11 protein-coding genes and 1 pseudogene are annotated in these 13,740 nt (G+C 72.6%); 5 read left to right on the top strand and 7 right to left on the bottom strand.

Annotated features, from left to right (window positions below; all coding sequences use genetic code 11):
• The first annotated feature begins 368 nt into the window (after positions 1 to 368).
• Together ACIP5O_RS36000 and ACIP5O_RS36005 are read left to right on the top strand one after the other, a co-directional pair.
• Positions 369 to 1,772: an MFS transporter gene (locus ACIP5O_RS36000; protein ID WP_401301796.1), complete on the top strand. Its 1,404-nt coding sequence runs from the start codon at positions 369 to 371 to the stop codon at positions 1,770 to 1,772.
• Positions 1,772 to 2,182 (top strand): PPOX class F420-dependent oxidoreductase, encoded by a 411-nt coding sequence (locus ACIP5O_RS36005; protein WP_401301799.1) that lies wholly within the window; start codon positions 1,772 to 1,774, stop codon positions 2,180 to 2,182. The genes ACIP5O_RS36000 and ACIP5O_RS36005 overlap by 1 nt, the downstream gene beginning before the upstream one ends.
• Here the strand turns inward: ACIP5O_RS36005 and ACIP5O_RS36010 are convergent.
• The 7 genes from ACIP5O_RS36010 to ACIP5O_RS36040 all read right to left on the bottom strand — a co-directional run bounded on the left by ACIP5O_RS36010 (position 2,154) and on the right by ACIP5O_RS36040 (position 10,665).
• Positions 2,154 to 3,170, bottom strand: coding sequence for a Gfo/Idh/MocA family protein (locus ACIP5O_RS36010; protein WP_401301802.1), 1,017 nt, complete (start codon positions 3,168 to 3,170; stop codon positions 2,154 to 2,156). The genes ACIP5O_RS36005 and ACIP5O_RS36010 overlap by 29 nt on opposite strands.
• A complete protein-coding gene (locus ACIP5O_RS36015; RefSeq protein ID WP_401301804.1) occupies positions 3,167 to 4,183 on the bottom strand; it encodes a hypothetical protein in 1,017 nt (338 codons plus the stop codon). Before ACIP5O_RS36015 ends, ACIP5O_RS36010 begins: the two co-directional genes overlap by 4 nt.
• Positions 4,180 to 5,841, bottom strand: a complete 1,662-nt coding sequence (locus tag ACIP5O_RS36020) for a thiamine pyrophosphate-binding protein (RefSeq protein ID WP_401301807.1) — start codon at positions 5,839 to 5,841, stop codon at positions 4,180 to 4,182. Before ACIP5O_RS36020 ends, ACIP5O_RS36015 begins: the two co-directional genes overlap by 4 nt.
• Entirely contained in the window at positions 5,838 to 6,740 is a 903-nt protein-coding gene (locus ACIP5O_RS36025; RefSeq protein WP_401301809.1) for a hypothetical protein, read from the bottom strand. Before ACIP5O_RS36025 ends, ACIP5O_RS36020 begins: the two co-directional genes overlap by 4 nt.
• A complete protein-coding gene (locus tag ACIP5O_RS36030) occupies positions 6,733 to 7,884 on the bottom strand; it encodes a pyridoxal-phosphate dependent enzyme (protein ID WP_401301812.1) in 1,152 nt (383 codons plus the stop codon). The genes ACIP5O_RS36025 and ACIP5O_RS36030 overlap by 8 nt, the downstream gene beginning before the upstream one ends.
• Positions 7,881 to 9,470, bottom strand: a complete 1,590-nt coding sequence (locus ACIP5O_RS36035; protein WP_401301815.1) for a DUF6917 domain-containing protein — start codon at positions 9,468 to 9,470, stop codon at positions 7,881 to 7,883. The genes ACIP5O_RS36030 and ACIP5O_RS36035 overlap by 4 nt, the downstream gene beginning before the upstream one ends.
• Positions 9,471 to 9,570: 100 nt before the next feature.
• Positions 9,571 to 10,665: a mandelate racemase/muconate lactonizing enzyme family protein gene (locus ACIP5O_RS36040; protein ID WP_401301818.1), complete on the bottom strand. Its 1,095-nt coding sequence runs from the start codon at positions 10,663 to 10,665 to the stop codon at positions 9,571 to 9,573.
• A gap of 141 nt (positions 10,666 to 10,806) precedes the next feature.
• Here ACIP5O_RS36040 and ACIP5O_RS36045 point away from each other — a divergent pair, with 141 nt between their 5' ends.
• From ACIP5O_RS36045 to ACIP5O_RS36055, 3 genes and pseudogenes are all read left to right on the top strand, one after another.
• Entirely contained in the window at positions 10,807 to 12,447 is a 1,641-nt protein-coding gene (locus tag ACIP5O_RS36045; RefSeq protein ID WP_401301820.1) for a carbamoyltransferase, read from the top strand.
• A 2-nt stretch (positions 12,448 to 12,449) separates the two neighbouring features.
• Positions 12,450 to 13,373, top strand: coding sequence for a phosphotransferase enzyme family protein (locus tag ACIP5O_RS36050; RefSeq protein ID WP_401301823.1), 924 nt, complete (start codon positions 12,450 to 12,452; stop codon positions 13,371 to 13,373).
• A 62-nt stretch (positions 13,374 to 13,435) separates the two neighbouring features.
• A pseudogene (locus ACIP5O_RS36055) lies at positions 13,436 to 13,740 on the top strand (nicotinate phosphoribosyltransferase); the annotation flags it as partial.

The following is a 13,740-nucleotide window of genomic DNA, read 5'->3' on the forward strand; positions in this document are numbered from 1 at the left end:
TGCCCATGGATGCCGAGAGTAGTCAGGGTGGCGGCTCCGGAGACGAGCTCATGCGCGGCACGGGCGCATGCTGGCATGAAGTCGCCACTGCGGTCACCCTCTCCGCCGGTGCGCGTCGCGGTGCCTGGGACCGTGCCGCGTTCGGGCGGCGCGGCGGTCACCTGAACGGGCGGTGGGCCGAATGCCGTCGCGGTTCCCGGCCCGGCGGCCGGTCGGCGTCCCGCCGATCGCGTCGCGGAGACCGTCCCCTCGCCAGGTGGCTCGTTTCGCGCGGGTGCCCTCCGGTGCCGTGCCCTCCATACTGCGGGAGAGGTCCAGACACGAACAGTGACAGCCTTCATGGCACGGTCTGCGTGAAAGGAATCCCCTTGCGCGAGACGGGCGGCATTCGAGGCACCGAGGTCGGCTCGACCGGATCGCGGGTGCGATGGCAGGTGGTCGTCCTGCTGTTCGTGGCCGTCGTCATCAACTACGTGGACCGATCGAGCCTGTCGGTGGCGCTCCCGGTCGTGGCGGAGGAGTTCGGCTTCGACGCCGGTGTGTCCGGGCTCGTCCTCGGCGCCTTCTTCTGGACGTACGCGGCGTTCCAGATTCCCTGCGGACGGCTGGTCGACCGGTTCGGGGCGCGTCGAGTACTGGCCGTCGCCGCGGTGACGTGGTCGCTGGTCACCATGGCGACGGGGCTCTCGGCCGGCTGGGTCTGGCTGCTGGGCTTTCGTCTGCTGCTCGGCGTCACCCAGGCCGCGATGTTCCCGGCCGGGACAAGCTGCATGGCGCTCTGGTTCCCGCGTGACGAGCGGGCGCTGGCCAGCGGGCTGTACGACAGCGGCGCTCGTGTCGGCACCCTGGTCGCCCTCCCGGTGTTCGCCGCGTTGATGGTGGCGGCGGGATGGAGGGGAGCTTTCGCCCTGGTGGGGACCTTGGGCCTGGTGTGGGCGCTGGTGTGGTGGTGGATGTTCCGCGACCGGCCGGACCAGCACCCGGGGGTCTCGGCGGCGGAGCTGCACCACATTCGGAGGACCGAGCCGGCCCCCGTCGCGGGCGCGTCCGCGACCACCGGACCCGGCTGGCGCGTGGTCTTGCGCAGCCGCGCGGTGTGGGGCACGGTCATCGCCGTCGTCGCCCAGTCGTACGTGATCTACTTCTTCATCACCTGGTTCCCCTCCTATCTGGTCGACGCCCGCGGATTCACCCTGCTCGAACTCGGCTTCTTCGGCACGATCCCGGGACTCGCGGCCATCGGGGGGAACTGGCTCGGCGGGTGGGCGTCCGACGCCCTCGTCAAGCGGGGCAGGACGCTCACGTTCGCGCGGAAGTCCTGTGGGGCGGGCGGACTGCTCGTGTCCGCGTCCGTGGGAGCCGCGGCCGTCGTGCCCGGCGCGGGCGCGGCCCTCGCCCTGCTCTCGCTGTCGTTCGCGGGGGTGGCGTTCGCGACGTCCGTGCTGCTGACCATCCCGGCGGACCTCTCGCCCCCGGGCGCGCCGCTGGCGGGAACCCTGCAGAGTCTGCAGAACACGTTCTCGGGTCTGGCGGGCATCGCCTCGCCCCTCGTCGTCGGCGTGCTGAGGGACGTCACCGGGTCGTTCGTCCCCGGACTGCTGTCCGCCGCTCTGGTCGCGGTCCTGGGCGGCCTCGCACTCCTCGTGGTCGTGGACCGGATCGACGCCGACGTGCTCGTGGCCGACGGAGGCGGTCTGGTGCCCGGGCTCCGGAAGGGGCAGGCTGACAGCGGCGTCCCCTACGGCGGTGACGGCGGACAGGAGGTGCGGTGATGGCGGACGAGGTGATCCCGCGGGTGGCGCGCGGGTGGATCGACGACCGGGCCTTCGCGGTCCTGGGCATCCCGAGGACGGACGGCTCCCCCCACCTGTCGGTGGTGTGGTGCATGACGGACGGGGACGAGGTGCTGGTCAGCACCCTGCGCGAGCGGCTCAAGTACCGCCTCCTGGAGCGGGATCCCCGCGCGACGCTGCTGGTGTACCCGCGCGAGAACCCCAACTCGTACGTTTCCGTGGAAGGCACGGTCGCCTTCCACGAAGAGGGCGCCGCCGACCTCATCCAGGCGCTGGCCATGAGGTACAAGGGGCGCCCCTACCCGGAGGAGCCGGACGCGGAGCGTGTGACCGTGCGTCTGAAGCCCGAGCGCGTCTTCGTCAGGGAGCGTCCCGCCGCAGGTCGGTGAGGGGCAGCTCCCGTCCGGTCCGTGCGGCCTCGGCGGCCACGGTGGCCACGTACACGGCCGTGTGGGCTTCCTGGAGCGTCGCCGCCCTCGGCGGCTTGCCGTGGGCGCAGCACTCGGTGAAATGCTCGTGCAGGGCGACGAATCCGGCGTCGTCGTCTTCGAGGACGTCGGTGTGCGAAGGGCGGGCGCCGTCGGCCGGCGCCGTCTCGACGCGGAAGTGGCGGGCGTGGAAGCGTCCCCGTTCGAAGGCGGCGGAGCCGGCGGAGCCGACGACGTCGAGGCTGCCGAAGGGGACGTGGGGGTCGCTGATCCAGGAGCCCTCCACGGTTCCCACGGCACCACCGGGGAAGCGGAGGAGCACCGTGGCGGCGTCGGCGACGCCGCCGCGGCCGGTGTGCGTCATGGCCGCCACGGAGCGGGGCGGCTTACCCACCATCCAGATGATCTGGTCGATGCCGTGGACCAGGGATTCCACGATGATGCCGCCGCTGCGTCCCTCGTGCCACAGCCAGTCGCCCTCCCGGTCGCGCAGGCTGTACATGCGGTGGTAGGCGTGGGCGACGGTGCCGAGTTCTCCGGCCGCGATGCGGTCGCGGAGCCGCTGGAGGGGCGGGACGAACCGGAAGTGGTACGGCACCATCACCGTCAGGCCCCGGCTCTCGGCCAGTTCGGCGAGGCGCGGGACGCCGTCGGGGCGCAGGCCCACCGGCTTCTCGACCACCAGGTGCTTGTCCGCGCGCAGGACCGCTTCGGCGATCTCCAGGTGGGTGTCGGGAGGGGTGCACACCACCACGGCGTCGACCGCCGGGTCGGCGAGGACGTCGTCGAGGCGGTCGGTGACGGCCGCGGTGCCGAAGTCGGCGGACACCCGCAGAGGCGTGCCGGGCTCCACGACGACCCGGACCAGCTCCGCCCGTCCGACCCGGCTCAGCACCCGGGCGTGTCGTCCGGCCGACCAGCCGCTTCCCACGATCGCGTAGCGGATCATGCGCTTCCTCCTGAGCTCGGGTTGTCCTTCGTGTCATGGACGGCCGCGGCGGCACGGTCGGCCAGCAGCTCGGCGGTCAGTCCCGTCGCCCGCAGCAGGTCGGTGTAGTCGCCGGAGCCGGGCGGAGCGGCGAGATCGCACCGTACGAGGTGGGGGCGCGTGCCGTCCGCGGGGCCGGCGGTGAGGGCTTCGTCGAGGGCCGCCGCCAGGCCGCCCGGGCGGTACTGGTCCTCGACCGCGAGCACGACGGGGAACCCGCGCAGGACGGCGGCGAGTTCGGGCGGGACGGGGGACAGCCGGCCCACGTGCAGGGCCGCCGCCGGGATGCCGTGGTGCCGGGTCAGCAGCCGGGCCGCCTGCTGGGCCTGCTCGCTCAGGGCGCCGTGGGCGCAGAGCAGGGCGCGCCCCTTCGGGGGCGGCGGCGTCAGCCAGTGGGTGGGCGCCCAGGAACGGGCGCCCGCGGCGGGTCGCCCGTCCAGGTGGACGGGGCGGCGGACGAGCCGTACCCAGCGGGGCCCGGGGCGGGTGGCGCAGTAGGCGGCCAGGGCCCGTGCGTCCGCCGCGTCCGAGGGGGCGACGACCTCGACGCCGGGTACGGCCCGCAGCAGGGCGGCGTCCTCGGTGGCGTGGTGCTGGACGCCGTCCCGGCCCGCGCTGAGCCCGGTCATGCCGGCCAGGAAGGTGACGTCGGCGCCGTGGAGGGCGACGAGGGAGCGGATCGGTTCCAGGGCCCGCAGGGAGAGGAACGCGGCGAATCCGGCGACGACGACCTTGAGTCCGCCGCGCCACAGGCCGAAGGCGGCGGCGACCGCGGTGGCCTCGGCCACCCCGACGTCCAGGACGCGGTCCGGGTGGCGGCGGGCGAAGTCGCCGAGCCGGAACGACAGGGTGGCGTCACAGGTCACGATCACGAACGGGTCGGGCCCGCGGAGGAGTTCGCCGCACAGGGCGTGGGTGAACGCCTCCAGCTGGGTCTCCTCAGGGGTGGACTGGGGGGTGGACAGGGCGCTCACCTCCGGCCCGCGTGGCGCTCGGCGTACATCTGGAAGTCCGGGGACGCGGTGTCGGCGGCGAGCAGGACGTTGACGAGGGTCGGCCGTTCGGCGTCGAGACCCGCCTTCAGGGCCTGCTCGAAGGAGGCCTCGTCCCGCACGGTGTGCGCGTGCCAGCCGAAGCTCCGTGCCACGCCGGTCCAGTCGGTGGCGGCGAACCGGTCGAGCAGGTCCGGCCGGTCCAGGCCGACCGCCGAGACCCGGTCGAGCAGTCCGAAGGCGTTGTCGTTGAGGAGGACGAAGACGAGGCGTGCTCCGATCCTGATCGCGGTCTCCATCTCCTGGCAGGCGAGGGCGAAGCCGCCGTCGCCGCCGATGCCGACGACGGTGCGTCCCGGCTGGGTGGCGGCCGCCCCGATGGCGGCCGGCAGGGCGTAGCCGATGCTGCCGCTGCCGCGCGGGGCGATGACCGAGCGGCCCGCGCTTCGGGCGCGGAAGTGGGCGCCGGCCCAGCTGCAGGCGCGGGAGGCGTCGGCGACCAGGGCGGTGTCGTCCGGGCAGGCCCGCTCCACGGCTTGGACGAGGACGCCGGGGGCGGGAGGCGTGGTGTCGTGCGGCTCGTCGAGGAGGGCGCCCGTGGCACCCGTCCAGGCGGGGGCACCGTGCCAGTCGGCGGCGCGCAGGGCGCTCTCCAGGTCGGTGAGGGCCGCTGCGGCGTCGGCGTGCAGCACGCACCGGGGAGAGAGGACGCGGCCGAGTTCCTCCTCGTCGATGTCGATCTGGACGCAGACGGCGTCCGGCGCGGGAAGGCGCCCGAAGCCGGTGGACTTGTCCCCCGCCTTGCTGCCGACCCAGAGCACCAGGTCGGCGCGGGAGGCGAGGTCGTTGGCGGCGGTCGAGCCCTTGGCGCCGATGACCCCGAGGCTGTGGGGGTGGGTCTCCGCGAGGACGCCCTTGCCGTTGAACGTCGTGGCCACCGGGATGCGGAAGGCGTCGGTGAGGGCTGCCAGCCGATCGTACGCCCCGGACAGGTGGACACCACCGCCGGCGACCAGCAGGGGCCGTCTCGCCGAGGCGAGCAGGCCGACGACCTCGGCCACCGCTGACGCGTCGGGGCGGAGACGGGACGGGGCGGGCCGGGCGACGGACGACGAGGCGGTGGTGGGCCCGGGCGCACCCGGGCCGGCCAGCAGGTCGGAGGGGACGTCGAGGTGGACGGGGCCCGGCCGCCCCGCCGTCGCGAGCCGGACCGCCCGGGCGGCCAGGGCGGGGAGGCGGGCGGCGTCCGGCACCGCGAGGGTGGCCTTGACGCACGGCCGGAACATCTCCTGGTGCCGGCAGGCCGCCGTCGGCCACTGGCCCTCCTGGCCGAGCGGCACGCCGCTGGTCAGCGCGACCAGCGGTATCGAGCTGTTGTACGCCTCGTGCAGCGCGGGCAGCAGCAACGGCGAACCGATGCCGCCGGGGGCGTCGACGACGGCCGCCTTCCCGGTGAACCGTGCGGAGGCGTCGGCCATGTATCCGGCGGCGGTCTCGCTGCGGGCCATCACGTGGCGCACCCCGGCACGGCGCACGGCGGCGTACAGCGGCAGGGTCGACTCGCCGGGCAGGCCGAAGAACGACTCGACTCCCGCGTCTCGCAGGGCTTCGACGAGGCTGTCCGCTCCGGTGCGTGTCACGTTGTCCTCCTGGGGACGGTTCGGTCTGCGTGCGGACGGCGGGAGAACGCGGCGAGGACGCTCTCGGCGGCCCGCAGCTGCGAGCCGAGCGCGTGTTCCGCGCTGCCGAGCGCGTCGTCGTCAGGGATCCAGCTCATGGGCACGGGCTTCTGCTCGATGACGGGGACTCCGCTGCCGCGGACGGTGGAGGCCCACAGCACGGCGGGACCCGCGGAGGCGTTCAGGAGGCGTTCGATTCCGGCGTCCAGATCCGCGAGGTCGTGGCCGTCGACCGCGGCGAAGGCGGGGGTGGTGGAGGCCAGCATCCGCCGGGCGCCGTCTCCTCCCCGGCTCGTGCCGCCCGACTGGTAGCCGTTGGCGTCCACGACGAGGAGGAGGTTGCGCAGTCCGGCGCGCAGAGCCCACTGGTACCCCTCCAGGGCGATGCCGGTCTGGAGTTCGCCGTCTCCCATGACGACGGCGACGCGCCCGCTGCCGCCCCGGAGGGCGAGTCCGTGGGCCAGCCCGGCCGCCGCCGGGACGCCCAGACCCAGGGAGCCGGTGGTCATTCCGGCACCGGGCAGGAACCGCAGGTTGGGATGGCCCTGGTAGGGGCTGCCGAGGGCCGCGTACGTCCCGTCCCCCTCCCAGCCGGCCACGGCCGCGTACAGAGCGGGGGCCGCGTGCCCCTTGGACAGGACGAGACGGTCGTGATCCGGTGTCTCCGCCCCGCCGGGGTCGGCGAGGTCCAGGTGCTCGACCAGTGCCGCGAGGATGTCGGCGACCGACAGGCAGGACCCCAGGAACCCCCAGCGGGCGCTTCTCACCGCACGCACCGAGGCGAGGCGCAACCGCAGGGAACGGGTCCGTATGCGAGCGGTCCGCTCCGTGTCGGGGAGCGCGTGTCCTGCGTCAGTCATCGGCATGCTCGTCCCGCTCCCCGCCGGTCAGGTTGACCAGGACGGGCTCGTCACGGTCGATCTCTCCGCGTGCGGCGAGCTGGGCGACTCCGGCGAGGGCCGCCGCGGCCGCGAAGCACACGGGGATGCCCTCGTCCTCGGCGAGCCACCGACGCGCCCGGACCATCTCGTCGTCGGAGACCGCTGCGAACCCCCCGCCCGTTCCGGTGGTGATGGCGCGCATGAAGGGATAGGTGTTGCTGGGATCGCCGCGCAGGATGGCCTTGGCGAGCCCCTGCGGCCTGCGTAGGACGTGCTGCGGCCGGATGTGGTCGCTGCCGTCCTGGTCGGCGCGCCACATGGGCGCGCATGTGAGCTGCTGGACACAGACGAAACGAGGCAGTGCCGGGAGCCGGCCCATGGCGAGGTACTCCCGCGCCCCCTTGTGCGCTCCGTACACGCCCATGCCGCTGCTGACCGCCTGGAACACCACGGCGGGCGGGCGCGGCATCTGGTCGTACGCTTCCAGGTAGGCGAGCTTCAGCCCTTCCCTGCGGCCGGAGTTGAAGAAGCCGCCCTCGAAGAGGAGTCCCTGATCGGCCGCGAAGGCCCGGCCCGCGGCGGCGGCTCCCACGAAGTCGTCTTCGACGACGTGCAGTTCGACTCCGGGGTGGTGGGTGTACTGGTGGCGGTCCACGAAGTCGCGCCCGGTGAAGAGGTGGACCTTCATGGCGTCGGTGAAGCGCAGTCCCCAGGCGAAGGAGGTGGAGCTGTTGCCGGTGGAACTGGCCACGAACTCGCTGACGCCCTGCTCCTGGAGCACGGCGAGCACGCACGCGGCCATCCGGTCCTTGGTGGTGCGGGTGGCGTTGCGCGTCTCGTCCTTGAGGTAGAGGTGATCGAGCCCGAGCCGGGACCCGAGCGTGCGGGCGCGCACGCACGGGGTGTTGCCGTCACCGATGTGGAGGACGGAGTCGGGGCGGTGCAGCGGAAGGAGGTCGAAGTACCGTGCGGACGGCGCTTCTTCGTCCTCGCGCACCCGGGCCGTCGTCAGGTCGTAGACGGGGTCCAGGAGGCCGCCACAGGAGCAGCGGGGGTCGACGGCCGCGTACGGGCGGGAGGCGCCGCAGCGGACGCACGCCGCCCGGAAGTCCTTGGTGGTCATCGGGGCTCCTCTGCGGGAACGGTGAGGGCGCCCGGCCCGGTCGCGGAACGGGCGTCGGCCGGGGCTGTCACATGGAGTCGTCCACCGGGAACGAGCCCCCGCTGTCGTCCGGTCCGGCGGTCCTCGGACAGCAGGACCACGTTCATGTGGTTGGGCAGGTGGGTGTCGTCGAAGCCCAGGACGTGACCGAGGAGCTTCCCGTCCGCCTCGTGGACCGCGTCGCCCACTGCGAGCAGGCCGCCCGTGAACTCGGCGAAGCCCAGGTAGGAGACCTCGTCGACCCGGTCACCGCCGGCGGGGGGCGGCGCGGGGGTGGTCATGAGCTCGTGGACGGTTCCGGCCGGGACGGCGCGGGTCCGCCAACGCTCCAGCTTCATGCCGCGGCTGAGCCGGCGGTGTTCCATCACCGCGACCCAGCGGCCAGTCAGGGCGGAGCGCGGCCAGCGCGTGGCGTCCGGCCGGTCGGGGACGGTGCCGGTGAGGTGCCTTCGCTCCAGCTCACCGGCGACGGTGCGAGCCGCGACGGCGTCGTAGCCGTCCACGGCGATCCAGGGGTGAGCACCGGTCTCCTCCGCCAGGGCGGTGCCGGCAGGGGCTCGCGGGGTCGCGCCGATGCCGTGCCAGGCGGGGAAGCGGGCGGCGGACACCCCGGCGGCCCTGCGCAGTGCCGTCTCCGGACCGACTCCGCTCGGTCCCACGAGGAGGGCGAGGGGTGCCTGTTCGAGCACTCGACAGCCCAGGGCCTCGGCAAGTTCGTCCTGGGTGAACTCCACCGTCCCCCGCAGGTCGTCGGAGGCGGTCCGGGGTGCGGCCAGTTCCGGATGGTCGGCCAGGCACACGTGCCGGGCCAGGGAACGGACCCGCCGCAGCAGGCTCACGGGTAGTTCGCACGAGGAGGGCAGACCGCGCAATCGCAAGCCACCTGGTGCGCCGGGATCGCGGGTGAGCTGGACGGACGACCAGGACAGCAGGGCGTGTCCGTACCCGTGGAGCAGCGGGACCGTCGCGGTGGCCGTCCCTTCGCCGGTGTCGAGCAGGAGCGCCGCCCCGGCGGCCGTGCCGACGGCCGCGCCCGCGAGGACCGGGCCGTCCTGCGCGGCGAGCGCGGTGAGCAGTGCGGCGGTCAGGGCGGCCGGCTCGGTCAGGGAGCGGGGGTCGTCGCACTGCCCCGCGTACAGGACGGACCGGGCCGCCGTGTCCGTGACGAAACGGTCCGCCCTGCCGGGCATCCGGACCAGACGGAATCCGTCGGCGTCGCCGAGCCGGGCGGCGAGCCCTCTGCGCCCGCCGTGCAGGTGCAGATGCTCGGCGGGTTCGCCGCCGGGGACGGTGAGCCGGTCCAGCCTGCACGGGGCGAGCGGTACGGCCAGGCACACCGCGCCCGGCGGTCGTCCGCCGGTGCCAGAGTCCGACGGCACGTGCGCCGGGCGCAGGGCCGTGGTGGCGTAGCCGATGACGGCCGGGTCGCTGCTCAGCAACCGGACCCGGTGGGAACCGACGGCGAAGTCGGCGGCGTGACCGGGTTCGGCGCCCAGGCCGGCGGCGAGACCGGTGAGTGGAAGGGCATGGTTCTCGGCAGCGATCACGGGATTCCCCTCTTCTCGCTGGATGGCATTGCCGAAGTGGTGAAGACGCGTACGGGTCCGGACGAAGACGCGGAACGACGTGCTGGCCGGGGCGTGGGACTCAGCCGAACCAGTGATCAGGGACGGTCACGCCGAGGCCCGGCTCCTCGGGCAGGCTCAGTCGCCCGTCCCGCACGGTGAAACCACCCTGCGGGCCGTGCTCGGGATCGAGGACGACGAGGGAGAAGTAGTAGTCGCAACCGTCGACCAGGGAGGGAAGCGTGAGCATCTGGTGCAGTGCGGCGGTCGTCCCCAGCCGGGACTCCTCGAACGCCCCCGCGTATCCGTAGACCCCGTGCAGCGCCGCGGCGGCGGAGATCCGCCCCACGGTGCCGTAGCCCCCGAGTTTGCCGAGCTTGAGGCTGATCAGATCGTACGAGCCGTCCGCCAGCAGACGGCGCGCGTCGGCAGGAGTGCGGCAGCCCTCGTCGGCACAGAGGGGTACGGCGAAGGACCGGCGCAGCCGACTGAGCGGCTGGTGGTGCTCGGGGGCGAAGGGCTGTTCCACGAAGTCGATCGGCACGGCGGCGACGGCCCTCATCAGGCGAGGTACGTCCAGGGGGTCGCCGGTGCAGTTGAAGTCCAGCCGGATCACGATGTCGTCGTACCGGCCGGCGAGGGACTCGATCCTGGCGGCGTCGGTGCGCCAGTCCCGCACCCCCGTCTTCATCTTGAAGATGCGGTACCCCTCCTCGTACCTGGCCCGGACGAGCTCGGCCTCCTGGGCGAGGTCCTGGGCCGACACGGAGTACGACAGCCCGAGGTCCGGGCGCCGAAGTCCGCCGAGCAGGGTGTAGACGGGAATGCCCAGGGTACGGGCGGCAAGATCGTGAAGTGCCGTCTCGACGGCACTTTTCGCGGCCGGATTTCCGACGATGGCGGCATCGGCGGCGGTACGGCAGCCTTGTAGATCTAGGACGTCGCGGCCCTCTAGCGCAGGTTTTAAGAGTTTCTCGGCCACGTGGCATATTCCCTCTGGAGTTTCCGAAGAGAAGAGGTTCCAGGTGGCCGCCTCGCCGTATCCGGTGACTCCCTCGTCACTTCGGACACGCACGAACACATTGGTCACGGAGTCGATCAGGGATCCGGCGCCCATCTCCTGCTTCTCCCTGGTGGGGAGCGTGCGTATGGCGGTGGAGATGTCCTTGATGCGCATGGAATACCCCTTGAGGTTATGTCTTGTTTATGCATGTTCGTGCCCTTACGCCGCACGCTGGCGATCATTTACGGTATGAGCGGCAAGCGGACCCTCGTAAGGCGTTTTTCGGGGGCGCACGGGAGGCATGGAGGGGAGCACGTGAAAATTCTCGGGATCAATGCCATCTTTCACGATCCGGCTGCGGCACTGGTCGTCGACGGTGAGATCGTCATCGCCCAGGAAGAAGAACGTCTTTCACGGAAAAAGGCTCGAAAGACACCGGTGCCGTTCAACCGATGGGAACTTCCGGAACTGGCTGTCGCGAGTTGCCTGGCTGAATCCGGACTGACGATGAGCGATCTCGACGCCGTGGTCTATTCCTATGAGCCATCCCTCGTCCCCGACCAGGACACGAACGAGCCGCGCGGGTTCTGGGAACAGGTCCACAAGACGTACGCGCAGACGGCCCCGCAGTTCCTCCACCGGATGTTCCCTGACCTCGATCCGGCCAAGGTCACCTTCGTCCCGCACCACTTCGCGCACGCCGCCTCCGCCTATCTGGCCGCGCCCTACGACAGCTGCGCCGTCCTCGTCCTCGACGGACGCGGCGAAGTCGCCACGCACCTCGCCGGCCGCGCCGAGCACGGCGAACTCACCGTCCTGGCGAGCCAGCACCTGCCACACTCGCTCGGACTGCTCTACGAGGACGTCACCGAGCACCTCGGCTTCCGCCGCTGCGCGGACGAGTACAAGGTCATGGCACTCGCGGCCTACGGTCAGCCTGCCTATCTGCGACGCTTCCGCGAACGCGTGCGGGCGAACGCGGACGGCACCTTCGTCGTCGAACCGCTCGACCTACACGAGCTGATGCCGCGCCGGCTCCGCAGCGAGGAGATGGAATCCCACCACGCAGACCTGGCCGCCACCGTCCAGCGCCGCCTCGAAGAGGTCCTCGTCGACCTCGCCCGCTGGCTCCGGCGCGAGACCGGAGAACGGGACCTCGCCATGGCCGGCGGCGTCGCCTTCAACTGTGTGGCCAACTCGCGCATCGCCAGGGAAGGCTCGTTCGAGCGGGTGTGGGTGCAGCCGGCGGCGGGCGACGCCGGTACGGCGCTCGGCGGCGCGCTCTACACCGCACAGGCGGCGGGCGACCCCGTCAAGCACATGACCACCGCCGCCCTGGGACGCGGCTGGAGCGACGCCGAGACGGAGGCCTGGCTCCAGTCCAGCCGGATCCCCTACTCCCGCCCGCCGGACGTGGCCGCCGTCGTGGCCCGTGCACTCGCCGACAACAAGGTCGTCGGCTGGTTCCAGGGCCGCAGCGAGTTCGGCCCCCGCGCCCTGGGGCACCGCAGCCTGCTGGCCAACCCCAGCTACCGCGGGAACCTCGAACGCCTCAACGACATCAAGGGCCGGGAGCAGTTCCGCCCGGTGGCGCCCATGGTCCTGCTCGACCGCGCTGCGGAGATCTTCGACGGACCGCTTCCGAGCCCGTACATGCTCTTCACCCACCAGATCAAGCCGGGGTGGGCCGAGCGCGTCCCCGCGGCCCTGCACGTCGACGGAAGCGCCCGCATCCAGACCATCGCGGAGGATGACGAGCCCCTGGTGGCTCGTATGCTCAAGGAGTTCGAACGGGAGACGGGCGTCCCCGTCGTGATCAACACCAGCTTCAACGTGGCCGAGATGCCCATCGCCGATCACCCCCGTGACGCCGTCGCCTGCTTCGCGACCACCCCCATGGACCTGCTGGCCCTCGGCCCGTTCGTCCTCCGGCGCCGCGACCTGTCGGCGGACTGACCATGGGCAGGGGCTCGGGCGCGTACACGGCCGACGCGTTCCGCCGTGCGCTGGAGGAGGCGTGCGCGACGACCGGCCTTCCCGCGGTGGGCGCCGAGCCCCTGCACCTCACCGTGAACGCGGTCTTCCGGCTGCGTCACGCTCCCGTGGTCGTCCGTATCGCCGGCCCTCAGCTCGGCCGTGACGACGTCGTCCGCGTGGTCGCCCTCGCGCGCTGGCTGGAACGCGAGGACGTCCCCGCCGTCAGGCTCGCCCCCCTCCCCGTCCCCCAACCCGTGGTGACCGGGAGCGGGCTGCTCGCCACGTTCTGGCGCCATCTTCCCCAGCCGCCGGGCAGCCACCCGGCGGTCGACGAACTGGCCGGCCCCCTGCGCCGTGTGCACGCCCTGGGGGCACCCCCGTGTCCGCTGCCGGACTGGGACCCGCTCAGCGTCGACCGAGCCCGCCTCCGCAGGGCACCGGCCGGTGTGGGCGCCGCCGAACTCGCCTACCTGCACGACCTCGCCGATCGCTTGGAGGACGAGCTTCCCCGGCTGCGGTTCGCCCTTCCGCGCACGGTGATCCACGGCGACGCCCACATCGGCAACCTGCTGCACGACGCCCGAGGCCACCCGGTCCTGTGCGACCTGGACTTCATGTGCGTGGGGCCGCCCGAATGGGACCTCGTCCCCGAACTCATGGGCTGCGTCCGCTACGGGCGCCCCATGACCGGATACCGACGGCTCGTGGACGCCTACGGCTTCGATCCCCGCACCTGGGAGGGCCTCCCGACCATGGCTCGCGTGCACGCTCTGAACGTCCTCACGGTCGTCCTCCCCCTGCTCGGAGCGAATCCGGGCATGCGCGCCGAGTGGCGACGCCGCATCGGCGCTCTGCGGGACGGCGTTCCGACAGGACCGTGGACCTCCTACCGGTACACGGTCTGAGATACCTGGAGGGTGCGGAACTCGCAGTCACCTGATCCGGTCCCGGGCTGCATTCGGGTTTGAGGGCGTGTGCTGCGGCATTGGAGCCGGGGTTGCCTCTGGGGAGGTTGACGGGCACCTACGACACCGACCGCGGCGTCGCGACGGCCGCGCGCGTGCTCCGGGACCTCCGGCTCGGTCCCGGCTGCGGGATCCGCCTCGACAGCGGCGACCTGGGCGCGCTGGCCCGCCGGGCCCGTGCCGTGCTCGACGGGGCGGGCCTGGCGGACGTACGGATCATCGCGAGCGGCGGCCTGGACGAGTACGGCGTCGACCGGCTCGTACGGGAGGGGGCGCCGATCGACGCGTACGCCGTGGGCACGAAGGT

It is taken from the genome of Streptomyces sp. NPDC088915 (genome assembly GCF_044749825.1).
In the GTDB taxonomy this organism is placed as follows: Bacteria; Actinomycetota; Actinomycetes; order Streptomycetales; family Streptomycetaceae; genus Streptomyces.